General features: G+C 70.1%; 19 protein-coding genes. 13 read left to right on the top strand and 6 right to left on the bottom strand.

The window, feature by feature from the left end:
- Nucleotides 1-162: 162 nt before the first annotated feature.
- Nucleotides 163-2,022, bottom strand: a complete 1,860-nt coding sequence (locus tag ABZ796_RS24040) for a M48 family metallopeptidase (protein ID WP_357340360.1) — start codon at nt 2,020-2,022, stop codon at nt 163-165.
- Between the two features lie 103 nt (nt 2,023-2,125).
- Between ABZ796_RS24040 and ABZ796_RS24035 the strand changes: the two genes are divergently transcribed.
- From ABZ796_RS24035 to ABZ796_RS24025, 3 genes are read left to right on the top strand one after another with little or no spacing between them, the layout of a single operon-like run.
- A complete protein-coding gene (locus tag ABZ796_RS24035) occupies nt 2,126-3,568 on the top strand; it encodes a folylpolyglutamate synthase/dihydrofolate synthase family protein (protein ID WP_357340358.1) in 1,443 nt (480 codons plus the stop codon).
- Nucleotides 3,558-3,965 (top strand): DUF4233 domain-containing protein, encoded by a 408-nt coding sequence (locus tag ABZ796_RS24030; RefSeq protein WP_357340356.1) that lies wholly within the window; start codon nt 3,558-3,560, stop codon nt 3,963-3,965. The genes ABZ796_RS24035 and ABZ796_RS24030 overlap by 11 nt, the downstream gene beginning before the upstream one ends.
- Before the next feature lie 10 nt (nt 3,966-3,975).
- Nucleotides 3,976-4,242 (top strand): competence protein CoiA family protein, encoded by a 267-nt coding sequence (locus tag ABZ796_RS24025; protein WP_357340355.1) that lies wholly within the window; start codon nt 3,976-3,978, stop codon nt 4,240-4,242.
- Here the strand turns inward: ABZ796_RS24025 and ABZ796_RS24020 are convergent.
- Nucleotides 4,239-5,609 (bottom strand): PLP-dependent aminotransferase family protein, encoded by a 1,371-nt coding sequence (locus tag ABZ796_RS24020; RefSeq protein ID WP_357340353.1) that lies wholly within the window; start codon nt 5,607-5,609, stop codon nt 4,239-4,241. The two genes, ABZ796_RS24025 and ABZ796_RS24020, sit on opposite strands and share 4 nt — an antisense overlap.
- A 73-nt stretch (nt 5,610-5,682) precedes the next feature.
- Here ABZ796_RS24020 and ABZ796_RS24015 point away from each other — a divergent pair, with 73 nt between their 5' ends.
- Nucleotides 5,683-6,387 carry a pyridoxamine 5'-phosphate oxidase family protein gene (locus ABZ796_RS24015; RefSeq protein WP_357340351.1) on the top strand — a complete coding sequence of 235 codons (705 nt, stop codon included), beginning with the start codon at nt 5,683-5,685 and terminating at the stop codon, nt 6,385-6,387.
- Nucleotides 6,388-6,615: 228 nt separating this feature from the next.
- On the opposite strand, the gene ABZ796_RS24010 is transcribed toward ABZ796_RS24015, so the two are convergent.
- Complete coding sequence (locus ABZ796_RS24010; RefSeq protein ID WP_357340349.1) at nt 6,616-9,054, bottom strand: Tex family protein; 2,439 nt, start codon at nt 9,052-9,054, stop codon at nt 6,616-6,618.
- Between the two features lie 111 nt (nt 9,055-9,165).
- On the opposite strand from ABZ796_RS24010, the gene ndk reads away from it, so the two are divergent.
- From ndk to ABZ796_RS23965, 9 genes are all read left to right on the top strand, one after another.
- Nucleotides 9,166-9,570 carry a nucleoside-diphosphate kinase gene (ndk, locus tag ABZ796_RS24005; RefSeq protein ID WP_008358543.1) on the top strand — a complete coding sequence of 135 codons (405 nt, stop codon included), beginning with the start codon at nt 9,166-9,168 and terminating at the stop codon, nt 9,568-9,570.
- Nucleotides 9,571-9,885: 315 nt separating this feature from the next.
- The gene (locus tag ABZ796_RS24000) at nt 9,886-10,911 is read left to right on the top strand and encodes a rod shape-determining protein (protein ID WP_183546809.1); all 1,026 of its coding nucleotides are present in this window, start codon (nt 9,886-9,888) and stop codon (nt 10,909-10,911) included.
- Nucleotides 10,912-10,984: 73 nt separating this feature from the next.
- Nucleotides 10,985-11,938 carry a rod shape-determining protein MreC gene (gene mreC, locus ABZ796_RS23995; protein ID WP_357340347.1) on the top strand — a complete coding sequence of 318 codons (954 nt, stop codon included), beginning with the start codon at nt 10,985-10,987 and terminating at the stop codon, nt 11,936-11,938.
- Complete coding sequence (mreD, locus tag ABZ796_RS23990) at nt 11,935-12,489, top strand: rod shape-determining protein MreD (RefSeq protein ID WP_357340345.1); 555 nt, start codon at nt 11,935-11,937, stop codon at nt 12,487-12,489. The genes mreC and mreD overlap by 4 nt, the downstream gene beginning before the upstream one ends.
- Nucleotides 12,489-14,573, top strand: a complete 2,085-nt coding sequence (gene mrdA, locus ABZ796_RS23985) for a penicillin-binding protein 2 (RefSeq protein WP_357340343.1) — start codon at nt 12,489-12,491, stop codon at nt 14,571-14,573. Before mreD ends, mrdA begins: the two co-directional genes overlap by 1 nt.
- 16 nt (nt 14,574-14,589) lie before the next feature.
- Nucleotides 14,590-15,813, top strand: a complete 1,224-nt coding sequence (rodA, locus tag ABZ796_RS23980; RefSeq protein WP_357340342.1) for a rod shape-determining protein RodA — start codon at nt 14,590-14,592, stop codon at nt 15,811-15,813.
- A 141-nt stretch (nt 15,814-15,954) separates the two neighbouring features.
- Nucleotides 15,955-17,619: a S8 family peptidase gene (locus ABZ796_RS23975; RefSeq protein WP_357340341.1), complete on the top strand. Its 1,665-nt coding sequence runs from the start codon at nt 15,955-15,957 to the stop codon at nt 17,617-17,619.
- 286 nt (nt 17,620-17,905) lie between these two features.
- Nucleotides 17,906-19,111 carry a S8 family peptidase gene (locus ABZ796_RS23970; protein WP_357340339.1) on the top strand — a complete coding sequence of 402 codons (1,206 nt, stop codon included), beginning with the start codon at nt 17,906-17,908 and terminating at the stop codon, nt 19,109-19,111.
- A gap of 175 nt (nt 19,112-19,286) precedes the next feature.
- Nucleotides 19,287-21,257, top strand: coding sequence for a TIGR03960 family B12-binding radical SAM protein (locus tag ABZ796_RS23965; protein ID WP_357340338.1), 1,971 nt, complete (start codon nt 19,287-19,289; stop codon nt 21,255-21,257).
- A 526-nt stretch (nt 21,258-21,783) separates the two neighbouring features.
- On the opposite strand, the gene ABZ796_RS23960 is transcribed toward ABZ796_RS23965, so the two are convergent.
- From ABZ796_RS23960 to ABZ796_RS23950, 3 genes are all read right to left on the bottom strand, one after another.
- Nucleotides 21,784-22,023 carry a hypothetical protein gene (locus ABZ796_RS23960; protein ID WP_357340337.1) on the bottom strand — a complete coding sequence of 80 codons (240 nt, stop codon included), beginning with the start codon at nt 22,021-22,023 and terminating at the stop codon, nt 21,784-21,786.
- Between the two features lie 197 nt (nt 22,024-22,220).
- Nucleotides 22,221-22,610: a RidA family protein gene (locus ABZ796_RS23955; protein ID WP_357340336.1), complete on the bottom strand. Its 390-nt coding sequence runs from the start codon at nt 22,608-22,610 to the stop codon at nt 22,221-22,223.
- A 52-nt stretch (nt 22,611-22,662) separates the two neighbouring features.
- The gene (locus ABZ796_RS23950; protein WP_357340335.1) at nt 22,663-23,085 is read right to left on the bottom strand and encodes a GNAT family N-acetyltransferase; all 423 of its coding nucleotides are present in this window, start codon (nt 23,083-23,085) and stop codon (nt 22,663-22,665) included.
- Between the last annotated feature and the right edge of the window lie 22 nt (nt 23,086-23,107).

The raw sequence follows: 23,107 nt of genomic DNA, 5'->3' as shown, positions 1-23,107 counted from the left end.
GTCGCTGAGCAGGAGCGGGCCTCGCACCCACAGGCCGAGCGGCGTGCCGGTGCGGTATTGAAGTGGTTCCTGTCCGGCGAGCCGCTCGACCTGGGCGGGGGTCTTGGTCAAGATGAGCCGACTCGACGCCATTCTTGGTCAAGATGAGCCGACTCGGCGTCTTCAGTCGACGGTGAAGCGGCGGCCGAGGTAGTGGTCGACGGCGGGCCAGATCTGGCCTTCCGACTCGGCGGCGTTGGTCCAGTGCAGGGACCAGCCACTGCCGGTGGCGGTGGTGATGTCGGCGGAGCGGCGGCCGTTGCTGCTCTGCTTGAGGTGGAGGGCGCGGATCTGGTCCCAGGGGATGTAGGCGGCGTTGGGCGCGGTGGCCAGCTCGGCGGGTGGCCGGTCCAGGGCGCGCTGGATCAGCTTCCTGCCGGGCGAGCCGGAGGTGACCGAGGCCAGGCCGGTGGCGAGGCGGTCGGTGCCGGAGGGCTTGAGCAGCATCAGGCCGGTGCCGGTCACCAGGAGCGTACGGAAGCCGTCGCCGGAGATCGGGGCCAAGGCGCCGATGTAGCCGTCGGGCGGCGCCGACGTCTCGTCGGTCTGGGCCTGCGTCTCGGTGCCGGCCTGCGCGTCGAGCTGGTGCACCCAGGCGCGCAGCGCGGCGGCGTAGCCGGGGGAGCCGAGGGCCTCGTAGGCGAGCTCCTCGGGGTCGACCTCCTGGCCGGCGATGTCGACCAGCCGCCACGGGCCGGCCCAGCTGAGCTCGTAGCGTGCCTTGTCCTCGCCGACCAGCTCGTGGGCGATCGCCGCGCCGAGGAGCCGGGCGATGACCTTCCGCCTCGCCTCGGTGTGTTCCGCGGCGTCCTCCTCGGCGGTCGTGGGATCGACCTCGACCAGGTCCAGGAGTCTGTCGAGGCTGCCGGAGGCGATCAGGTCGAGGGCGCCGCGGACGGTGGCCGGCACGATCTGGTTCTCCTGCATCGCGTTCAGGAGCGTCTCGGCGTTGATCGCCGCGGCACGGGCGCCGGCGACGCTCACGATCTTGGCCATCGGCGCCGGGGTCAGGCCCGAGCCCGCGAATGTCTTGTCCTCGAGGGCGAGGAAGTTCTGTGACGGGTAGCGCAGGATGCTGGCGGCGTTGCCGGACTTGTCGGTCCGGTCCGCCTGGGTCGCCTGGGTCGCCCGGTCGGTCTCGTCCGCGGAGGCCATCGCCTCCAGCCGCTCGATCCGCTCGGACAGCGGCGGGTGCGAGTCGTAGGCCGACGCCTTCACCTCGGGTGGTGCCGCGCTGATCCGGGCGAGCTCCTCGAGCCGCCCGGGGTCGCTCATCAGGTTGGTGAAGTTGTCGAAGAAGCGCGTGGGCCGCAGCCCGTAGTGGGTGCCGGCCTCGACGTACTGCTCCAGGTAGATGTGCCAGGCGGCATCGAGCGCGGGGAGGGTGCGCAGCGTGATGGCCGCGGTGCGCGGCCCGGCGACCGTCGCGCTGAGCCGGTCGGCCTCGATCTCATGGGCGTGCGCGAGCGGGCGGGTGAGCGAGAAGAATAGCCAGGCGTACGTCCGGAACGGCCGCTTCACCAGCGGGTTGGAGAGGCCGGCGGCCACCTCGGCGATCGCCAGCCGGCTCCGGTGGACGAGGGCGCCGAGCCGGTTGCGGGTGGTGCTGTGGTGGCCGAGCTCATGGGCGAGCACCGCATGGAGCTGGTTGCGGGAGAGGCCCTGGAGGAGAGGTACGCCGAGGAACATGCGCCGGGTCCCGGTCCGCAGCCCGAGCAGGCTGGTCTCCTCGCTGACCGCCGCGTTGACCTCGGGCACCAGGCGGATCTCGTCGGGAGCGCGCGTCCCGGTGGTCGCGGCCAGCGCGCGGACCTCCGCCCACAGCCCGGGTTGGTCGTGCTCGGTGAGGACGAGTCCGCCGGGGTCGCTCGAGGTCCGGGGGCGCTGCCGCGGGGCCATCTGCCGACCGACCAGCACGACGGCGGCCAGGAGGTAGGCAACGGCCAGGAACGCGACCGCGAGAGCGGCCCGGAGCGTACGCATGAATGGTGGACCTTGTGGGGGGATGGGTTCAGTCCGAGATCAGTGGGAGGGTAGCCGGTCCGGCGATTCGCTGGGAAGCGACCACACCTTAGACTCGACCCCGATGAGTGAGACTCCCGCGCCGCGTCTGGCGGCCACGATCGAGGAGGTCTGGGAAGCGCTGCAGTCGCGCTGGCCCGAGACCCGGCTCGAGCCGTCCCTGGACCGGATCCGTGCCCTGCTCGAGATCCTCGGTGATCCGCAGAACGCGTTCCGGATCATCCAGCTGACCGGCACCAACGGCAAGACCTCCACCTCCCGGATGATCGACACGCTGCTGCGGTCCCTCGACCTGCGCGTGGGGCGGTTCACCTCGCCGCACGTGGAGCGGATCAACGAGCGGATCTCGATCGACGGCGAGCCCCTGACCGACGACGAGTTCGTGGCCGCGTTCAACGACGTCGCCCACTACCTCGGCATGGTCGACGACGACCAGCCGCACCCGCTGTCGTTCTTCGAGTCCATGGTCGCGATGGCCTACGCCAAGTTCGCCGAGGCTCCGGTCGACGTGGCCGTGGTCGAGGTCGGGCTGGGCGGTGGCTGGGACGCGACCAACGTCGCGGACGCCGACGTCGCCGTGGTGACCCCGATCGCGGTCGACCACGCGAAGTACCTCGGTGACACGCCGGTCGCGATCGCCCGCGAGAAGGCCGGGATCATCAAGCCCGGTGCGGTCGCCGTGATCGCCGAGCAGTCCGTCGAGGTCGCCGCCGTGCTCGACGAGCGTGCCGCCGAGGTCGGCGCGCGGCTGCTGTGGGAGGGCACCGACTTCGCGGTGGTGTCCCGCACCCCGGCCGTGGGCGGACAGATCCTCACGCTGCGCGGGTTGCGGGGGACGTACGAGGATCTCTTCCTGCCTCTCTACGGCGCCCACCAGGCGCAGAACGCGGCGGCAGCCCTGGCCGCGGTCGAGGCGTTCCTCGGTGACACCGTGCTGGCCGACGAGCTCGTGCGTGACGCGTTCGCCAAGGTCGACTCGCCGGCACGGCTGGAGATCGTGCGGTCCTCGCCGACGGTCCTCATCGACGCCGCCCACAACCCGGCCGGTGCCGAGGCGACGGTCGTCGCCCTCGAGGACTCCTTCTCGTTCTCCGGTGTCGTCGGTGTCATCGGGGTGATGGGCGACAAGGACGTCGAGGGTCTGCTCGCCGCCTTCGAGCCCCACCTCGAGCATCTCGTGGTCACCCAGAACTCCACCGAGCGCGCCCTTCCGGCCATCGAGCTCGCGAAGATCGCCGTCGACCTCTACGGCGAGGACCGGGTCTCGGTGGTCCCGCGTCTCGCCGACGCCATCGACGCCGCGATCGGTCTCTCGGAGTCCTCCGGCGGCGGTTCGATCTCCGAGGGTGCGGTCCTGGTGAGCGGCTCGGTGGTGACCGCCGGGGAGGCGCGTACGCTGCTGGGCTCCCGTGGCCCGGCCGCCGGGTCGGCCGCGACCGCGCGGGTCGTGCCGACCTCCGACCCCGAGCTGGAGGCCTATCTGGAGGCGGACGCAGATGGCGAGTGAGCGGGAGAAGTCGCCGCGGCGCGGGATGTGCGCCGCGATCGTGTCGATGGAAGGGCTCGCGGTCGCGCTGGCCGCGCCGGTGATGATCTCGATCGGCGGGGTCTCCGCCGGGCTGGCGCTGCCGCTGGGCCTCGGGTTCTTCGTGGCCTGCATCGTGGTCGCCGGCATGCTGCGCCGCCCGTGGGCCTACTGGGTCGGCTGGGCGCTGCAGGTCGTCGCGATCGCGATGGGCTTCCTGATCTCGATCATGTTCGTGGTCGGCGTGATCTTCGCGGTCCTGTGGGGGATGGCAGACATCCTCGGTCGCAAGATCGAGAGCGAGCGTGCCGCGGCCTTCGAGGCGTTCGACCGGATCGCCGCCGAGGAAGTGACCGGGGAAGAGGCCGAGCCCAGGTAGGTTGGCTGCCGTGGAGGAGCGCGACGAGCTGCAGATGGCGACGGACGAGACGGCGACCGACTGGGCACTGTGCCCGGCGTGCGGGAACGCGCTGGTCCTGCGGCGGCCGCGGACGCGTACGGCTCACTACGCGCACAAGGCCGGGGAGTCGTGCCGGCTCGTGGGCGCGCAGCTGCGGCGTACCAGCTCCGGGTGGGCCGTCGGCGGCGGTGAGGACGACCCGGACAGCCTGGAAAACCTCTTCGACCTGATCGAGGACGACGCACCGGGTCGCTAGGCTCCGAGCGCGCCGGTGATCGCGGCGAGCGCCTGCTCGAGCTCCGCGTCGCTCACTCCGCCGAAACCGATCACCAGGCCGGTCAGTCCGCTGGTTCGGGCGTAGGTGGAGAGCAGGTTGATCTCGAAGCCGGCGGCCCTGGCGGCGTCGCGGGCTCTACGTGCGTCCGGCTCGGGCAGCAGCCAGGTCGAGTACATGCCGGCCAGCGGGCCGGCCAGCTCTGCGTGGGGAGTCATCGCCTCGGCCACCCTCGGGGCGCGCTCGGCATAGACCCGGCGCGCTGATCGCACCGCCCTGTCCAGCCAGCCGTCGCGGAGCAGCGTGAGGAGCGCGCGCTGCGAGGGCCACGCGGCTCCGGAGTGGGTGATCGTGCGGCGGTGCAGGATGTGTTCGTGCAGGTCGGGCGGCGCGACCAGCCAGCCCAGGCGCAGCGTCGGGACCACCGACTTCGCCGCGGTGCCGAGATAGACCACCCGGCCGCGGTCCAGCGTCGCCATCGCGGGCACCGGCGCGACGTCGTACCGGAACTCGGAGTCGTAGTCGTCCTCGATCACCACCGCGTCGGCCCTCCGGGCCGCCTCGAGGAGGCTCAGCCGGTCGGCGGCCGGCATGACCCTGCCCAGGGGGTGCTGGTGGGCCGGAGTGACGTACGCCGCGACCGCCGGCCCCAGGCCGGCGATCTGCTCCACGGCAGGTAGGTCGATGACCTCGCGTCCGTAGCTGAGCACAGTCTCGGCCGCGGCCCGATATCCCGGATCCTCCACGGCGACCGGCCCGGGGCGCAGCTCGGGAAGGACCGCGCGGAGCCCGTCGGTGGTGCCCGCGGTCACGATGATCTCGTCCGGGTGGAGGTCCAGGCCGCGCGTACGTCCGAGCCGCGCCGCCAGTGCCTCGCGCAGCTCCGCCAGGCCCCGCGGGTCGTCGTAGCCGCGTGGGGGAGCGGCCACCGATACTTCCCGCCACGCCCGCCGCCACCCAGGCTCCAGCCGCGGATCGAAGAACGGCGTGCCCGTGTCCAGCCGAGACGTCGGCCCCGTCGGTCGAGACGTCGGCCCCGTCGGTCGAGACGTCGGCCCCGTCGGTCGAGACGTCGGCCCCGTCGGTCGAGACGTCGCTCCCGTCGGGTGAGTCGCCGTGACGTACGTCCCGGACCCACGGCGCGCCTCGAGCCAGCCCTCGGCGGTGAGCTGGTCGTAGGCCTGCTCGGTCACAGCGCGCGAGACGCCCAGATCTGCCGCGAGCGCGCGGCTCGAGGGCAGCCGGTCACCGGTCCCGAGGGTGCCGGAGAGGACCAGGGCGCGGATCTGGCCGGCGAGCTGAGCGGGGAGAGGTTCGCCGGAGGAGCGGTCGAGAATCACGGGGAGCATCGTTCGAATGGCCTGTCAGAGTGGGTCAGAATTGGCCCGTGTGTGCAGGCCACTTCGCTACCAGGATGGTGCCATGAGCACGACGTTGTCACCCACCCCACGCACCCGGGTCAGCCGCGGGAAGAACCGCGCCGTCCCCGACCGCGAACGCCTGCACACCTTCCTCGGTGAGGCGCTCATCGCCCACCTGGGCGTCACCGTCGGGTCGGGCGAGGACGCCCACCCGGTCGTGCTGCCCACGGCGTACGGCTTCGATCTCGACGGCCCGGACGCCGGCGGGTCCCTCTACCTGCACGGCTCGGTCGCCGCGGGCTGGCTCGCGCGAGCGCTGGAGCGCGACGTGTGCGTCACGATCACCGAGCTCGACGGCCTGGTCGCGGCGCGCAGCGGGTTCCACCACTCGATGAACTACCGCTCGGCCGTAGTCATCGGCCGCGCCCGCCTCGTGGCGGATCCCGACGAGCGCGAACGTGCGCTCGCGCTGGTCGTCGACCAGATGATCCCCGGCCGCTGGGAGACCCTGCGCCCGGCGACCCGCAAGGAGCTCGCCGCGACCGCCGTCCTCGCCCTACCGCTCGTCGAGGCGTCGATGAAGGCGCGCGCCGAGGGTCCGGTCGACGACCCCGGCGACATCGAGTCCGGCACCTGGGCCGGGGTGATCCCGATCCACCGTGTCGCCGGTGCCCCGGTCACCGCCGAGGACGCGACCGGTCCGGCACCCGAGGATGTCGTACGCCGCGCCGCAGCGCTCGGGGCCGCGGGATGCTCACCGAGCTAACTCGGTCGGCGCACGCCTCCTTCGTGGAGTTCCACGAAGGAGGCGTCATTTGACCGAGGTAACTCGGTGAACGAACGGGCTCAGCGGACCTCGGCGCGCCGGTGAACCTCCATCAAGGCGCTGTCCTGAGCCTGTCGAAGGGTATGTAGCCGAAGGCTCACATCCCCCGCGGAGCTCCGCTGGGGATGTGAGCCTTGACCTGCATACCTTGACGAAGGAACCGAGGGCTCAGCTGAGCCCGGCACGCCGCAGCGCGTCGGCCATGGCGCTGTTGGCCGGAGCGGACGAGCCGCGGCCGCCGCCCTGGCCGCCACGGTTGCCACCCGGACGCCCGCCGCCCTTGCCGCCGCCCTTGCCGTCGCCCTTGGGTCCGCCCTTGCCCTGGCCACGCTGGCCACCGCCGGGGCGACCCGAGCGGTCGCCGGACTCGCCCTTGGCGGGAGCGCCCGCGGGCGCGTCGTCGTTGAGCCGGAGGGTGAGCGAGATCCGCTTGCGGGCCTCGTCGACCTCCAGGACCTTGACGCGCACCACGTCACCGGAGCGGACCACGTCGCGCGGGTCCTCGACGAACTTGTCCGACATCGCGGAGATGTGGACCAGGCCGTCCTGGTGGACGCCGATGTCGACGAACGCCCCGAAGGCGGCCACGTTGGTGACGGTGCCCTCCAGGACCATGCCGGGACGCAGGTCGGCGATCACGTGCACCGACTCGGAGAAGGTCGCCGTGCGGAACTCCGGCCGCGGGTCGCGGCCAGGCTTCTCGAGCTCGGCGAGGATGTCGGTGACCGTCGGCAGACCGAACGTCTCGTCGACGAAGGCGGAGGCCTTGAGGGACTTGAGCACACCGGAGTTGCCGATCAGCGACCCGATGTCGGTCGAGGTGGAGGCGAGGATCCGGTTGACCACCGGGTAGGACTCCGGGTGCACACCGGAGAGGTCGAGCGGGTCGTCGCCGCCGCGGATCCGGAGGAACCCGGCAGCCTGCTCGAACGCCTTCGGGCCGAGGCGCGCCACCTTGGTGAGCTCGCGACGGGTCCGGAAGGGGCCGTTGGCGTCGCGGTGCGCGACGATCGCCGAGGCGAGCGACTCGGTGATTCCCGAGACCCGGCGCAGCAGCGGAGCCGAGGCGGTGTTGAGGTCGACGCCGACGCCGTTCACGCAGTCCTCGACGACCGCGTCCAAGGACTTGGAGAGCCCGTACTCGGGCAGGTCGTGCTGGTACTGCCCGACGCCGATCGACTTCGGCTCGATCTTGACCAGCTCGGCCAGCGGGTCCTGCAGACGGCGCGCGATCGACACCGCGCCACGCAGCGACACGTCGAGCTCCGGAAGCTCGGCGGAGGCATAGGCCGAGGCGGAGTAGACCGAGGCACCCGCCTCGGAGACCATCACCTTGGTCATCTTCAGGTCGGGCAGCAGCTTGAGCAGGTCGGCGGCGAGCTTGTCGGTCTCGCGCGAGGCGGTGCCGTTGCCGATCGCGATCAGGTCGACCGAGTGCTTCTTCGCCAGCTTCGCCAGCGTCGCCAGCGATCCGTCCCAGTCGCGCCGCGGCTCGTGCGGGTAGACCGTCGAGGTGTCGACGACCTTCCCGGTCGCGTCCACGACGGCCACCTTCACGCCCGTCCGGATGCCCGGGTCGAGGCCCATCGTCGCCCGGGTGCCGGCCGGCGCGGCCAGCAGCAGGTCGCGCAGGTTGTCGGCGAAGACCGCGATCGCGGCCTCCTCGGCAGCGGTGCGGATCCGGGTGCGCATGTCGAGCTCGAGGCGGAAGAGGATCCGCGTACGCCACGCCCACCGCACCGTCTCGGCGAGCCACTTGTCGGCGGGACGGCCGGAGTCGACGATCCCGAAACGCGCCGCGATCGAGCGCTCGTAGTCGGTGACGACCCCGGGCTCCGGCTCCTCGGCGTAGGGGGAGAGGGTGACGTCGAGCACCTCCTCCTTCTCCGCGCGGAGAACGGCCAGGGTGCGGTGCGACGGCAGCGACGCGTACGCCTCCGAGAACTCGAAGTAGTCGGAGAACTTCGCCGCGGCCGGGTCGTTCTCGCGACCCTCGCGGACCCGGGTTACCAGGCGGCCCTGCTTCCACATCCGCTCGCGCAGCGTGCCGATCAGGTCGGCGTCCTCGCCGAACCGCTCGACCAGGATCGCGCGGGCGCCGTCCAGCGCGGCCTTGGCGTCGGGAACCTGCTCCCCGAGGTAGGTCGAAGCCTCCGCGACCGGGTCCAGCGACGGGTCGGCCAGCAGCCCGTCGGCCAGCGGCTCCAGACCGTTCTCGCGGGCGATCATCGCCTTGGTGCGCCGCTTCGGCTTGAACGGCAGGTAGATGTCCTCCAGCCGCGCCTTGGTGTCGGCGGCGAGGATCGAGGCCTGCAGTTCGGGGGTGAGCTTGTCCTGCTTCGCGATCTCGGCGAGCACGGCGGCACGCCGCTCCTCCAGGTCGCGCAGGTAGCCGAGGCGCTCCTCCAACGTACGCAGCTGGGCGTCGTCGAGGCCGCCGGTCACCTCCTTGCGGTAGCGCGCGATGAACGGCACCGTCGAGCCCTCGTCGAGCAGGGCGACCGCGGCGGTCACCTGCGCGGGGCGCACCCCGAGATCTTCGGCGATGCGGGCCGGGATGGCGGCCATCGAGTCTGCGAGCGTCGGAGCTGAAGGGGTTGTCGTCACGGAGCGCCATCCTGCCGCATCCCACCGACATGGTTTCAACAAGGCCGACGAGGCACAGCCGTGACCGGCCCGAACGTGCCGGGACCGGCCCGCCCCGATACGCTCGGCCCCATGACGCAGCGCACGTTCGTGATCCTGAAGCCCGACGCCGTCCGCCGGGGCCTGGTGGGAGAGATCCTGTCCCGCTACGAGGCCAAGGGCCTCTCGATCGTGAAACTGGAGCACCGCACCATCGACGCGGGCATGGCCGACGAGCACTACGCCGAGCACGTCGAGCAGCCGTGGTACCCGCCGCTGCGTGACTTCGTCACCTCCGGGCCGCTCGTCGCCGCCGTCCTCGAGGGCGACGAGGCGATCGAGGTCGTCCGCGCGCTCAACGGTGCCACCGACGGCCGCAAGGCCGCCCCGGGCACCATCCGCGGCGACTTCTCCCTCTCCAACCGAGAGAACCTCGTCCACGGCTCCGACTCGCCCGAGTCGGCCGATCGCGAGATCAAGCTCTGGTTCGGAGCCTGACCGACCGGAGCCTCTGAGACTCCGAGATCGCGCCGGTGGACCCACCGGCGCGATCCTTCATTTCGCCGTGGAGAAGGCGACCGCGCGGCGGTGCGCACGTGCCCGCCGAGACCGCCTTCCGCGGTCGTCGTGAGCCGTCCGGCAACACCCGGCCAAGAGTGGCATCCCCTGCTTCGAGACCACGGACGTACCCCGTATCGTTGCGGTTTCGGCGAGCCTCTTGGGAATGAGGCTCGTACCTTCGTAGCCTCGTCGGCAGGGCCCGCATCCTGCATCACGGATCCCCGACGCGGCGCCCCGGGAACGCGAGGACGTATGGCGAGCATCATTGGACGTGACATGGCGGTGGACCTCGGCACCGCAAACACCCTCGTCTACGTCCGCGGCAAGGGTGTCCTTGTCGATGAGCCGAGCGTGGTCGCGCTCAACAAGAACACCGGCGAGATGGTCGCCGTCGGCCATGAGGCCAAGAAGATGCTGGGACGTACGCCCGACGACATCGTCGCGCTGCGGCCGCTGAAGGACGGCGTGATCGCCGACTTCGAGGCGACCGAGCAGATGCTCCGCTACTTCATCCAGCAGGTCCACCGCCGCCGCTACTTCGCCAAGCCGCGGATGGTCATCTGCGTCCCGTCCGGGATCACCGCGGTCGAGATCCGCGCGGTGAAGGAGGCCGGCTACCAGTCCGGCGCCCGGATGGTGAACATCATCGAGGAGCCGATGGCGGCCGCGATCGGCGCCGGGCTCCCGGTGCACCTGCCGACCGGCAACATGGTCGTCGACATCGGCGGCGGCACCACCGAGGTCGCGGTGATCAGCCTCGGCGGGATCGTGACGAGCCAGTCGATCCGGACCGCCGGCCATCAGCTCGACAACGCGATCATGACCTGGCTGAAGAAGGAGCACGCCCTGCTGCTGGGCGAGCGCACCGCCGAGGAGGTCAAGATGACCCTCGGGTCGGTGTGGCCGCTGCCCAACGAGCCCGAGGCCGAGATCCGTGGACGAGACCTGGTCAGCGGCCTGCCGCGCACCGTCAGCGTCTCCAGCGCCGAGGTGCGCAAGGCGATCGAGGAGCCGCTGCACGACATCTTCGACGCGGTCCGCTCCACGCTCGACCAGACGCCGCCCGAGCTGGCCGGAGACATCATGGACCGCGGCATCGTGCTCACCGGCGGCGGTGCCCTCCTCCGCGGGCTCGACGAGCGCCTGCGCCACGAGACCGGCATGCCCGTCCACATCGCCGAGTCCCCGCTGACCTCGGTCGCGATGGGCGCCGGCCGCTGCGTCGAGGACTACGACGTGCTCCGCCCGGTCCTGGTGAACGAGAACAGGAGATGGTGACGTGTCGTTGCTGAGCCCCCGCCCCAGCGAACGTCTGCGCAAAGGGCTGGAACAGCGCAAAGGCTCCAAACCCATGGTCCGTACGCCGCGGGAGAGGCTCAACCGCCGCGGCAGCCTCGAGACGAAGGCCGGCGGCGGTGGTCCGAAGCGCTCCTGGCTGGTCGCGCTGATCCTGTGCTGCGCGACGCTGGCCACGCTCGACCAGACGCCCGTCCTGGAGCCGGCGCGCGCTGCGGTGGGCGAGGTGATCTCGCCGCTCGAGACCGGCGCGGCCCTGGTGGGCCGTCCGTTCACCGGCATCCCGGAGTGGTTCGACACCCGTGACGACCTGCGCGACCGGGTCGCGAAGCTCGAGGCCGAGAACTCCACGCTGCGCCGCCAGGTCGAGGTCACCGACTACGGCCGCGCCAAGCTGGCCGAGTACGAGTCGATCACCCGCGCCGCCGAGGACCTCGGCTACGCCCTGGTGCCCGCGCGGGTCACCGCCTACGGCCCCGCGCAGACCTTCAACCGCACCGTCACCATCGACGCCGGCAGCGCCGCCGGGATCAGGTCCGACATGTCGGTCGTGACCGGCGACGGCCTGGTCGGCCGGGTGCTGCGGGTGACCAAGACCAGCGCCACCGTCCTGCTGATCGTCGACGCCGCCTCGGTCGTCGGCGGCCGCGTCGGCGGCGCCGACCGCAGCGGCAAGAGGTCGGGCCAGGTCGGCATGGTCCGCGGCTCCGGCGTGGTCGCCGGAGGCGCCGACTCGGGTCTGCTGACCCTCGACCTCGTCGACCAGACCGCAGCCCCGCTCAAGGGCGACACGGTCATCACCTGGGGTGACGGCCGGGCCGCCCCCTACGTCTCCGGGCTGCCGATCGGCGAGGTGACCGACACCTTCGCCAGCGTGCGTGACTCCTCGCGGACGGTGCGGATCAAGCCGTACGTCGATTTCGGCTCGCTCGACGTCGTCGGTGTGGTGGTGCCGGGCGACACGATGAGCGACCGTGCCGTCGTCACGCCGGAAGGAGACTTGCGATGAGCGAGATGGAAGGCTGTGCCTCGAGCGCCGCTCCGGTGCTGCGCAACGTCCTGGTCGGCATGCTGGTCGTCATCGCCGTCGTCCTCCAGCTGAGCGTGGCGCCTGCGTTCGCCATCCGCGGGATCACGCCCGACCTGGCGCTCCTGGTCGTGCTGGCGGTCGCGCTCACCCGCGGTGGGCAGGCCGGTCTGGTGACCGGGTTCGCCGCCGGCGTACTCCTCGACCTGGCGCCTCCCGCCGATCACACCGCGGGCCGGTGGGCGCTCGCGCTGCTGATCGTGGGTTACGTCGCCGGCCGCGTACGCGAGGGCAGCGTCGACGAGGGCCGCAGCCTCGGTGGCCAGGGTCGCCCCAACGCGCTGACCGTGATGGCCACGGTGGCCACCTGCGCGTTCATCGGGGTCAGCATCTTCGCGGTCAGCGGCCTGATCCTCGGTGAGGCGCCGTTGACGCTGCTGCCGACCGTGGCGATCAGCGTGGGCTACGACCTGCTGCTGGCGCCGTTGCTGATCCCGGCGCTGCTGTGGCTGATCGGCAAGGGAGATCTCTAGTGCCGAGCAGGCTCTCCACCGCCCAGGTCAGCCGGCTGCGGCTGATCGTGATCCAGGCGCTCGTCTTCTCGCTGCTGGCCACGCTCGGGGTCCGGCTCTTCTACCTGCAGGTACGCCACGGCGACGCCTATCAGGCTGCCGCCGCCTCCCAGTCCAAGCGCGAGATCGTGCGCCAGCCGGTGCGCGGCATCATCGTAGACGCCCAGGGCCGGCCGCTGGTGACCAACCGCTCCGCCTGGGTGGTCAGCCTCGACCAGGGCGTGCTCGACGGGCTGGACGACGAGGACAAGGTGACGCTGATGAAGCGCGTCGCCAAGGCCGTCGACGTGTCCCCGAAGAAGCAGAACGAGGCGATGGCCAACTGGTCCGGCACCCGCTACCAGCCGGTCCCGATCGCCACCGACGTCTCCGAGTCGACCGCGTTGCGCATCCTCGAGCAGCCGGAGGACTTCCCCGGGGTGGTCGCGGAGAAGCAGACGCTGCGCTCCTACCCGAGCCCCTTCGGCATCAACGCCGCCGGCGTGCTCGGCTATCTCTCCCCGATCACCGAGGACGAGAACGACAACGCGAAGGAGCGCGGCGACGAGTCGCTCAACATCACCTCGATGGTGGGTCGCTCCGGCGTCGAGAAGGAGTACGACCAGTGGCTGCGCGGGATGCCCGGCTACGACACCGTCACCGTCGACTCGCTCGGCCGTGAGATCGGGCGCGGCGACTCGGTGGCGTCCCAGCCCGGCGACACGCTGGTGACCACCATCGACGCCAAGGTGCAGGGCCGCGCGGAGAAGCTGCTCGCCGAGTCGATCGAGACCGCCCGCAACACCTTCGACAAGATCTCCGGTCGCAACTTCGAGGCCGACTCCGGCTCGGTCGTGGTCATGGAGGCCCAGACGGGCCGGCTGGTCGCGATGGCGAACCAGCCGACGTACGACCCCGAGGAGTGGGTCGGCGGGATCACCCAGAAGCAGCTCGACCGGCTCTACTCCGAGAAGGCCGGCTATCCGCTGCTTCCGCGGGCGACGCAGGGTCAGTTCGCGCCCGGCTCGACGTGGAAGCCGTTCATGACGGTCGGCGCGCTCAACAACGGCTACAACCGCGACAGCCACCTCGACTGCTCCAGCGGGCTCCAGGTCGGCAACCGCTGGTTCAAGAACTACGAGTCGGCCCCCTACGGCTCCATCGACTTCGCCAAGGCGCTCCAGGTCTCCTGCAACACGTTCTTCTACCGGGTCGCGGTTGACTACTGGAGGAAGTACGGCTCGAACCCGGCCGACGTCAACGCCAAGGACCCGCTGGTCGAGACCGCCAAGGCGTTCGGCTTCGGCAAGCGCACCGGCATCGACCTGCCGGGGGAGTCGTCGGGCCGGATCGCGGACCGGAAGTGGAAGGCCGAGTACTACGAGGCCATGAAGGACTACTACTGCCGGATGGACGAGAAGAAGAACGCGCCGAGCTCGTTCCTGCAGCTGTTCGCCCATGAGTTCTGCATCGAGGGCAACTACTACCGCACCGGTGACGCGGTGAACTTCTCGATCGGTCAGGGCGACACGATGGTCACCCCGATCCAGCTGGCCCGCGCCTACGCCTCGCTGGCCAACGGCGGCACCCTGTTCGAGCCCAGGATCGGGAAGGCGATCGTGAGCGGCGACGGCACCGTGGTCGAGAAGATCGACCCCAAAGTCGCGGGCAAGGTCAAGATGTCGGCCAAGAGCATCGACTACGTCAACGAGGCGCTCCTCGGCACCCCGGTCAGCGGATCGCTGGCGTGGAAGTTCGGCGGCTTCCCGCTCGATGAGGTCAAGGTGCGCGGCAAGACCGGCACCGCCGAGGTCACCGGCAAGCAGACGACCGGCTGGGTCGCGACGTACAACAAGAAGTACGTCGTCATCATGACCGTCTCCCAGGGTGGCACCGGCTCCGGGGCGGTGGGTGATTCCGTACGCAAGCTGTGGGAGACGCTCTACGGGATCGAGGAGGGCGGCTCCGAGGTGCGGCCCGGCAAGGCCGCGATCACGGGCATCGACCCGCCCCGGAACCTGCCGGCGTTCGGTGCCGACGGCTCGATCGTCGCCCCGACGGGCTGAGGGTGAGGGGCAGAGCATGAAGAACGACGTGATGGCCTTCGTACGCCGCATCGACCTGGTCCTCCTGGGCGCGGTGCTGGTCCTGGTGTCGCTGTCGGTGCTGCTGGTCTGGTCCGCGACCATCCACCGGGACGCGATCACCGGTGGTGACACCACCGCCTACCTGCGCAAACAGGCGATCAACGTGGCCGCCGGTCTGGTGCTGATGGTGGGCGTTGTCGCGACCAACCACCGCTGGGTCCGGCTCCTGACCCCCGTGGTCTATCTGGCTGCGGTGATCGGGCTGGTGCTCGTGCTCGTGATGGGCTCCACGGTCAATGGCTCGAAGTCGTGGGTCAACCTCGGCCCGGTGCAGGTCCAGCCCTCGGAGCTGGCCAAGCTGGCCGTGGTCATCGCGATGGCGCTGGTTCTCGCCGAGCGCAGCGAGGGCCGCTGGCGGGCCCGCGTGTCGCTGGGTGACGTGGTTGCGATGATCCTGGTCGCGGCGGTGCCGATCGTCCTGGTCCTGCTCCAGCCCGACCTCGGCACCACGCTGGTGCTCGGTGTGACGGTCTTCTGCGTGCTCGCCGCGGCGGGGACGCCGAGGCGATGGCTGGCGCTGCTGGCGTTGAGCGGTCTGGCGGTGGCCACGACGGTGGTCGCGACCGGGGTGCTGAAGCAGTACCAGATCAACCGGTTCATGGCGTTCACCGATCCGTCCCTGGATCCTCGCGGGGCCGGTTACAACGTCCAGCAGGCGCGGATCGCGATCGGCGACGGCGGCATCTTCGGGCAGGGTCTGTTCCAGGGCTCGCAGGCTCGTGCGGGCTTCGTCCCCGAGCAGCACACCGACTTCATCTTCACGGTCGTGGGGGAGGAGCTCGGGCTGGTCGGCTCGCTGGTGGTGATCGGGCTGATCGGTGTCGTGCTGTGGCGCGGACTCCGGATCGCGGCGCGCACCGACGACCTCTTCGGGCGCGTGGCAGCGGCCGGGATCGTGTGCTGGCTCGGCATCCAGAGCTTCCAGAACATCGGCATGTGCCTGGGCATCATGCCGGTCACCGGGGTGCCGCTACCGCTGATCTCCTACGGCGGTTCCTCGATGATCGCGGCGCTGCTGGCGGTGGGTCTGCTGCTGGGCATCTCGGCCCGCTCGCGGCGCACCGGTCTGGACCGGTCCGGACCACTTCAGGACCTCCGCTCGCGCGACCGCCTGCAGGTTGCTGCAGTGCGAAAAGATGTCGCGTTTCATCGTCGGTAAACTCGATTACGTTCCGTCCCGGTTGCCCTACAGGGCATCTGTGACCCCTTGCAGCCCTCATCCTGAGGCTGCTTGACGACGGGAGCAGTAATCGTGAACCGACCCCACAGAGTTCGTAGTCTCGGGCTCCGCTTCGGCAGCATGCAGCGCCTCGGCGCACTCGCGGCAGCGACGGTCACCGCCGTCGGTGCCGCCGGCACCATCCTGGCCATGTCCGGTCCCGCCGGCGCAGCCGACACTCCGGCACCGCTGATCGGTGCCGAGAAGTCGACGGCCATCGACAACTCCTACATCGTCGTGATGAAGGGCAACGGTGCGGCGGCCAAGGCCAACGCCGCCGACGCCCGGGCGCTCGCCAAGGAGAAGGGCGGCTCGGTGAAGTACGCCTACGACAAGGCGATCACCGGATTCTCCGCCACGCTCGACACCGACGCGCTCGACGCACTCCGCAGCGACCCCGATGTGGACTACATCGAGGCCAACCAGGTCGTGAAGGCCAGCGGCGACCAGGCCAACCCCACCTGGGGGCTCAACCGGATCGACCAGCGCAACCTCCCGCTCAACTCGAACTACCACTACGACTACACCGGCTCGGGTGTGAAGGCGTACATCATCGACACCGGCATCCGTTCCGCGCACGCGGAGTTCGGTGGCCGGGTGACCTCCGGCTACACCGCCATCGGGTCCAGCACCGAGGACGAGAACGGCCACGGCACCCACGTCGCCGGCACCGTCGGCGGGACGACGTACGGGGTCGCCAAGAGCGTCACGCTCGTGCCCGTCCGCGTGCTCGACGCCTCCGGGTCCGGCACGACCGCCGGCGTGATCGCGGGGGTGAACTGGGTGACCTCCAACCACACCTCCGGTCCGGCGGTCGCCAACATGTCGCTCGGTGGCGGGGTCTCCTCGACCCTCGACTCCGCGGTCTCCAGCTCGATCGCGGACGGCGTCACCTACGCCGTGGCCGCGGGCAACGACTCCGGTGCGAACGCGTGCAACGGCTCGCCCGCCCGGGTGGCCGCAGCCCTGACCGTCGGGTCGACGACCAACACCGACGCCCGGTCGAGCTTCTCCAACATCGGCTCGTGCGTCGACCTGTTCGCCCCGGGCTCCTCGATCACCTCGGCGTGGCACACCTCCAACACCGCGACCAACACGATCTCCGGTACGTCGATGGCGACCCCGCACGTCGCCGGAGTGGCCGCGCTCTACCTGCAGGCGAACCCGACGGCCTCGGCCTCCGCCGTCGCCTCGGCGATCAACTCCAACGCCACCACCGGCGTGGTCACCTCGCCGGGGACCGGTTCCCCCAACCGCCTCCTCTACTCGCTGTGGAGCGGCGGCACGGACCCCACGGACCCGCCGACCACGGGCAACCTGTTGACCAACCCGGGCTTCGAGTCGGGCGCGACCGGCTGGAGCTCCTCCTCCGGCGTGATCGACAGCTCGAGCAGCGCCCCGGCCCGTTCGGGCTCCTACAAGGCGTGGCTGAACGGCTACGGCTCGACCCACACCGACACGCTCTCGCAGTCGGTCACCCTGCCGACGACCGGCAAGACGCTGTCGTTCTACCTGCGGGTGATCACCAATGAGACGACCACCTCGACGGCCTACGACAAGCTGACCGTCAAGGTCGGGTCGACGACGCTGGCGACGTACTCCAACCTGAACGCGAGCTCGTCGTACTCGTTGAAGTCGTTCTCGCTCGGGTCCTTCGCCGGCAGCACCGTCACGCTGACCTTCACCGGCACCGAGGACTCCTCGCTCGGGACCAGCTTCCTGATCGACGACACCTCCATCGCCTGATCCGACCGACCGTCCTCGGCTCCACCGGGCCGCTCGCGTAACGCGGGCGGCCCGGTGTGCTGTTGAAGGGACACGTTTCCCGCCCTGTTTATGGACTGTTTACAGGTGTTCACCTTCGCTGTCTGCACGTTGCTGCAATGCGAAGAGTTGGGTCGTTACGCGCATCACGTAACGTGATTACGTGGTTGGCCGAACGCTTCGGGCTGCGGCCACAGGGAGGGCGCAGGGCGTTCGTCGCGGTCCTACAGGGCCGTACGATGACGGGAGTCAGAACGTGTTCCGAACCATGAAGAACCGTGCCATCAAGGCGCCGGCGGTCATCTCCGCCGTCGCCGTCGGAGCAGCAGCATCGGCGATCGCCTTCACCGTCCCGGCGGGAGCCGCGGACAGTCCGGCGCCGCTGCGCGGCGCGGACGCCTCGACCGCGATCGAGGGTCAGTACATCGTCGTGATGGAGAGGCAGGGCGCCAGCGACATGGCCAGGTCCGAGGCCAAGTCGGTCCGCAGCGACGCCCGCGACGCCGGTGGAGACGTACGGGAGGTCTTCAACACGGCGTTCAACGGCTTCTCGGCCTCGCTCGACAAGGACGCGCTCGCCGAGGTCCGCTCCAACCCGGACGTCGCCTACGTGCAGGCCAACCACCGCTACACCACCCAGGGCGACCAGGCCGACCCGACCTGGGGCCTGGACCGGGTCGACCAGGCCGCGCTGCCGCTCGACAAGAACTACCACTACGAGCAGACCGGCAAGGGCGTGACCGCCTACATCATCGACACCGGTGTCGCGACCGACCACTCGGAGTTCAGCGGCCGGATCGGCGAGGGCTTCGACGCAGTCGACGGCGACAGCGACCCGACCGACGGCAACGGCCACGGCACCCATGTCGCGGGCACCGTCGCCGGCACCACCTACGGTCTGGCCAAGGAGGCCACGATCGTTCCGGTCCGCGTCCTCGACGACCAGGGCTCCGGCACCACCGAGGGTGTCGTCGCGGGCATCGAGTGGGTCACCGAGAACCACACCGACGGCCCGGCCGTCGCCAACATGTCGCTCGGTGGCGGCAACGACGCCGCTCTCGACGCCGCCGTTCAGGCCTCCATCGCCGACGGCGTGACCTACGCCGTCGCCGCCGGCAACGAGAGCTCTGACGCCTGCGGTTCCTCGCCGGCGGCCGTTCCGGAGGCGATCACCGTCGGTGCCACCGACGACACCGACGCCGCCGCGGACTTCTCCAACACCGGTGAGTGCCTCGACATCTTCGCTCCGGGCGTCGACATCACCTCGGCCTGGAACGACGGCTCGACCAACACCATCTCCGGTACGTCGATGGCGACCCCCCACGTCGCCGGTGCCGCCGCGCTCTTCCTCGAGGCGAACCCGACGGCCACCCCGGCCGACGTCGCCACGGGCCTGACCGGCGCCGCCATCCCCGACGTGATCACCAACCCGGGCACCGGTTCCCCGAACCTGCTGCTCACCACGGTGTTCTGAGTGGAAGCTCAGAGCTGACGTCGTTGGGTCCGTCCGGGAGGGGCGGCCCCAACGCCTATTTCCACCCCGCTACGCCGGTTCGGTCGCGGTGGCCCCACGGCGCGAGGTTTGGTCGGGGAGTCGCGAGGCGGCGTACGCTTGGGGTTGATCGTTCCCGAGCTTTGAGGTGCCCATCGTGACCGTCGCCCAGAGCGACCTCGTTCCTGATTCTGTCTTTCCTCGGCTGGAGCCGCGCCTGGCGCTGGTGTCCAAGCCGATCCAGTACGTCGGTGGGGAGCTCAACTCGACCGTCAAGAAGTGGGACGAGGTCGAGGTGCGGTGGGCGCTGATGTACCCCGACGCCTACGAGGTCGGCCTGCCCAACCAGGGCGTCCAGATCCTCTACGAGGTGCTGAACGAGCGTGACTGGATCGCCGCCGAGCGCACCTACGCCGTGTGGCCCGACCTCGAGAAGATCATGCGCGAGGGCGACGAGCACGGGCCGATCCCGCAGTTCACCGTCGACGCCCACCGTCCGGTGAAGGCGTTCGACGTGTTCGGGCTCTCGTTCTCGACCGAGCTCGGCTACACCAACATGCTCAACGCGCTGTCGCTCGCGCAGATCCCGCTGCACGCGGTCGACCGTGGCGACGACGACCCGATCGTGCTCGCCGGCGGCCACGCCGCGTTCAACCCCGAGCCGATCGCCGACTTCCTCGACGCCGCCGTGCTCGGCGACGGTGAGGAGGTCGTGCTCAAGATCTCCGAGGTCGTGCGCGAGTGGAAGCAGGACCGTCGCCCCGGCGGTCGCGACGAGCTGCTGCGGCGCCTGGCCGTCTCCGGGGCCGTCTACGTGCCGAAGTTCTACGACGTGAACTACGCCGCCGACGGCCAGATCGAGGCCGTCGTGCCCAACCGGCCCGACATCCCGTGGCGGGTGCGCAAGCACACCCTGATGGACCTCGACGCCTGGCCCTACCCGCGCAATCCGTTGGTGCCCCTGGCCGAGACCGTTCACGAGCGGTTCTCGGTGGAGATCTTCCGCGGCTGCACCCGCGGCTGCCGCTTCTGCCAGGCGGGGATGATCACCCGCCCGGTGCGCGAGCGCTCCATCACCACCATCGGTGACATGGTCGAGAACGGCATCCGGAAGTCCGGTTTCGAGGAGGTCGGGCTCCTCTCGCTGTCCTCTGCCGACCACACCGAGATCGGTGACGTCGCCACCGGCCTGGCCGACCGCTACGAGGGCACCAACGTGTCCTTGTCGCTGCCGTCGACGCGCGTGGACGCCTTCAACATCACCCTGGCCAACGAGTTCTCCCGCAACGGCCGTCGCTCCGGTCTGACCTTCGCTCCCGAGGGCGGCTCCGAGCGGATGCGGAAGGTCATCAACAAGATGGTGACCGAGGAGGACCTGATCCGCACCGTCGGTGCGGCCTACTCCCACGGCTGGCGCCAGGTGAAGCTCTACTTCATGTGCGGCCTGCCGACCGAGACCGACGAGGACGTCCTCCAGATCGCCGAGCTGGCCAAGAAGGTCATCGCCAAGGGTCGCGAGGTCTCGGGCCGCAACGACATCCGCTGCACCGTCTCGATCGGTGGCTTCGTACCCAAGCCGCACACCCCCTTCCAGTGGGCCTCCCAGCTCGACCACGAGACCACCGACGAGCGGCTGCAGAAGCTGCGCGACGTGGTCCGCTCCGACAAGAAGTTCGGCCGTGCGATCGGCTTCCGCTACCACGACGGCAAGCCCGGCATCGTCGAGGGCCTGCTCTCTCGCGGCGACCGCCGCGTCGGCGCGATCATCGAGCAGGTCTGGCGCGACGGCGGCCGGTTCGACGGCTGGAGCGAGCACTTCTCCTACGACCGCTGGATGGCCGCCGCCGAGACCGGTCTCGCCGGCACCGGCGTCGACCTCGACTGGTACACCACCCGCGAGCGTGAGTACGACGAGATCCTTCCCTGGGACCACCTCGACTCCGGCCTCGACAAGGACTGGCTCTGGGCCGACTGGGAGGACGCCCTCGCCGTCGCCGACGGTGAGGACATCGAGGTCGAGGACTGCCGCTGGACCCCCTGCTACGACTGTGGCGTCTGCCCGGAGATGAACACCGAGATCCAGATCGGCCCGACGGGCCAGAAGCTCCTACCGCTCTCGGTCGTGTAGTCGGTTTCTTGTCGGATCAGTCGCTGATCGAACCGGTGGAGGGAAAGACGTTGCCCGCTATGCAGGTCGCGTAGTGGTCGCCGGCATTCCATTCTTCCTTCGTGGGCGCGAAACTGTAGGTGGACAGCGAGAGTCCATCGTTGCTGTCGGCCGTGAGTCGGGCGAATGTCACGCGACACGACGCATAGGTGCGGTCTTCGACCTCGTTGTACCCGGGCCTGATGGCATGTTGGTCAGGGCATGTGCAGAGTGCCCTGACGTACCAACCCTCGGTGCCGTCCCATGTCCGCTGGGGAGGGGGATATCCGGCGGGTAACCGTCAATTTCCCGCACGTGCGCGGAAATGGCGCCCGCAGGCAAGATGTCAGCTGCCATTACCCCGCACATGTGGGCTTGTGACTGCCAAGCCGCGAGGGTGTGGCACCTTGATGCGTTGTCGGCGACTGCTTTCCCTGCCGGATCTCCGCGTCTCGATCTCGTCGACGTGGGAGCCGTGGGGTCACCTGGTGACTTCGCGACTCCCACGTCATGGGATGAGCCAGGGTGGGGTGTGGCGATCGAGGTACCGGATCGCCCGTGGCACCGGGTCTTGCCAGAACTGACCGGGCATCCGATGGGCGTGGCCGGCGCAGAACGCCGCCAACGTCGAGGTGATCTCGATCCGTTCGACGGGGCGACCCTCGAAGTCAGCGTTGGCGGAGAGCAGATCCGTCTCGTCGCTCCAGCCGGAGTGGTCGAAGGCCCAGGTGCTCCAGCTTGCATACACGTGGAAAACCTGGACCTCGCCCTGGAACCGCATCCCGACGATCCGGATCGAGTGCTCGGGAAAGCGTGCGCGGCAGGTCCAAGCCAGGATGTGGCAGGCCCCCGACGCAAAGAAGGCCTGATCGGTTCGGTCCCATGAGACCCGCTGGTCCGATCGCTCGATGGCCGTTCGTCGGAATGCCCCAGCCGCCTGGGCAGTCACGATGGCTCGATGGCTGCGGTGGCCTCGATCTCGATGAGTACATCGGGGCGGAAGAGGCCGGCGACCTGCACCAACGAGCTGGCGGGCGGGTGCGCGAGGTCGACGAACTCGTCGCGCACCGACCGGATCAGCGGGAGCTCGTCGGTGGCGACGACGAAGTAGGTCAGCTTCACCACGTCCGTCCAGGCCGCACCCGCGGCGGCCAGGGCCACGCCGAGGTTGACGAAGGTCTGCCGGGTCTGCGCCTCCCAGCCGTCGGCCACGACACCGTCGGCGGTGATGCCGACCTGGCCGGAGGTCACGACCAGCCGGGCGCAGGGGTCGGTGATCACGGCATGGCTGTAGCCGGCGGGTGCGGGAAGGTCTTCGGGGGTCAGGAAATCCACCCGCCGAAAGGTAGACCCGACTCGGTCCCTTTGGCGACCGGTTACCGGCTGCTCAGCCGACCGGTCGGACCCAACGGCGCCACTCGGCCTGCGACTCGTAGCCGGAGCTCGTCCACAGCGACTGGCCGAGGTCGTTGCCCTCCAGGACCATCGCGTCGATCCGGCTCGCGCCGAGCTCCAGGAGGCGGGCCTCGGCGTGGTCCAGGAGGCGGCGGGCGAGCCCCTGGCGGCGTACGTCGGGGTGGACCGCCAACCGGTAGAGATGGGCGCGCCAGCCGTCCCAGCCGGAGATCAGAGAGCCGACGATCCGGCCGCCTTCGGTCACCGCGACCGTGCAGGCGTCGGGGTCGCGCGCGATCAGCGCCTCGACCTTCGCGGCGGAGTCGGTCGGCCGCGCGTCGTTCTCCGCCGCCACCTCCCACAGCTCCAGAAGCCCAGGGACATCGGCGAGAACGGCAGGCCGGAGTTCGATCACGGCCGGAAGTCTCACGCAACCA

This window comes from Nocardioides sp. NPDC047086, from assembly GCF_040643685.1.
Classification (GTDB): domain Bacteria; phylum Actinomycetota; class Actinomycetes; order Propionibacteriales; family Nocardioidaceae; genus Nocardioides.
Note: the sequence above shows the minus strand (reverse complement) of the source record. Positions and strands in the feature narration are given on the sequence as shown.

Excerpts from the sequence above, each read along its gene's own strand:
- ABZ796_RS24040 (WP_357340360.1), bottom strand. The coding sequence starts at position 2,022 with ATGCGTACGCTCCGGGCCGCTCTCGCGGTCGCGTTCCTGGCCGTTGCC.
- ABZ796_RS24035 (WP_357340358.1), top strand. The coding sequence starts at position 2,126 with ATGAGTGAGACTCCCGCGCCGCGTCTGGCGGCCACGATCGAGGAGGTC.
- ABZ796_RS24030 (WP_357340356.1), top strand. The coding sequence starts at position 3,558 with ATGGCGAGTGAGCGGGAGAAGTCGCCGCGGCGCGGGATGTGCGCCGCG.
- ABZ796_RS24020 (WP_357340353.1), bottom strand. The coding sequence starts at position 5,609 with ATGCTCCCCGTGATTCTCGACCGCTCCTCCGGCGAACCTCTCCCCGCT.
- ABZ796_RS24015 (WP_357340351.1), top strand. The coding sequence starts at position 5,683 with ATGAGCACGACGTTGTCACCCACCCCACGCACCCGGGTCAGCCGCGGG.
- ndk (WP_008358543.1), top strand. The coding sequence starts at position 9,166 with ATGACGCAGCGCACGTTCGTGATCCTGAAGCCCGACGCCGTCCGCCGG.
- ABZ796_RS24000 (WP_183546809.1), top strand. The coding sequence starts at position 9,886 with ATGGCGAGCATCATTGGACGTGACATGGCGGTGGACCTCGGCACCGCA.
- mreC (WP_357340347.1), top strand. The coding sequence starts at position 10,985 with ATGGTCCGTACGCCGCGGGAGAGGCTCAACCGCCGCGGCAGCCTCGAG.
- mreD (WP_357340345.1), top strand. The coding sequence starts at position 11,935 with ATGAGCGAGATGGAAGGCTGTGCCTCGAGCGCCGCTCCGGTGCTGCGC.
- rodA (WP_357340342.1), top strand. The coding sequence starts at position 14,590 with ATGAAGAACGACGTGATGGCCTTCGTACGCCGCATCGACCTGGTCCTC.
- ABZ796_RS23975 (WP_357340341.1), top strand. The coding sequence starts at position 15,955 with ATGCAGCGCCTCGGCGCACTCGCGGCAGCGACGGTCACCGCCGTCGGT.
- ABZ796_RS23970 (WP_357340339.1), top strand. The coding sequence starts at position 17,906 with ATGAAGAACCGTGCCATCAAGGCGCCGGCGGTCATCTCCGCCGTCGCC.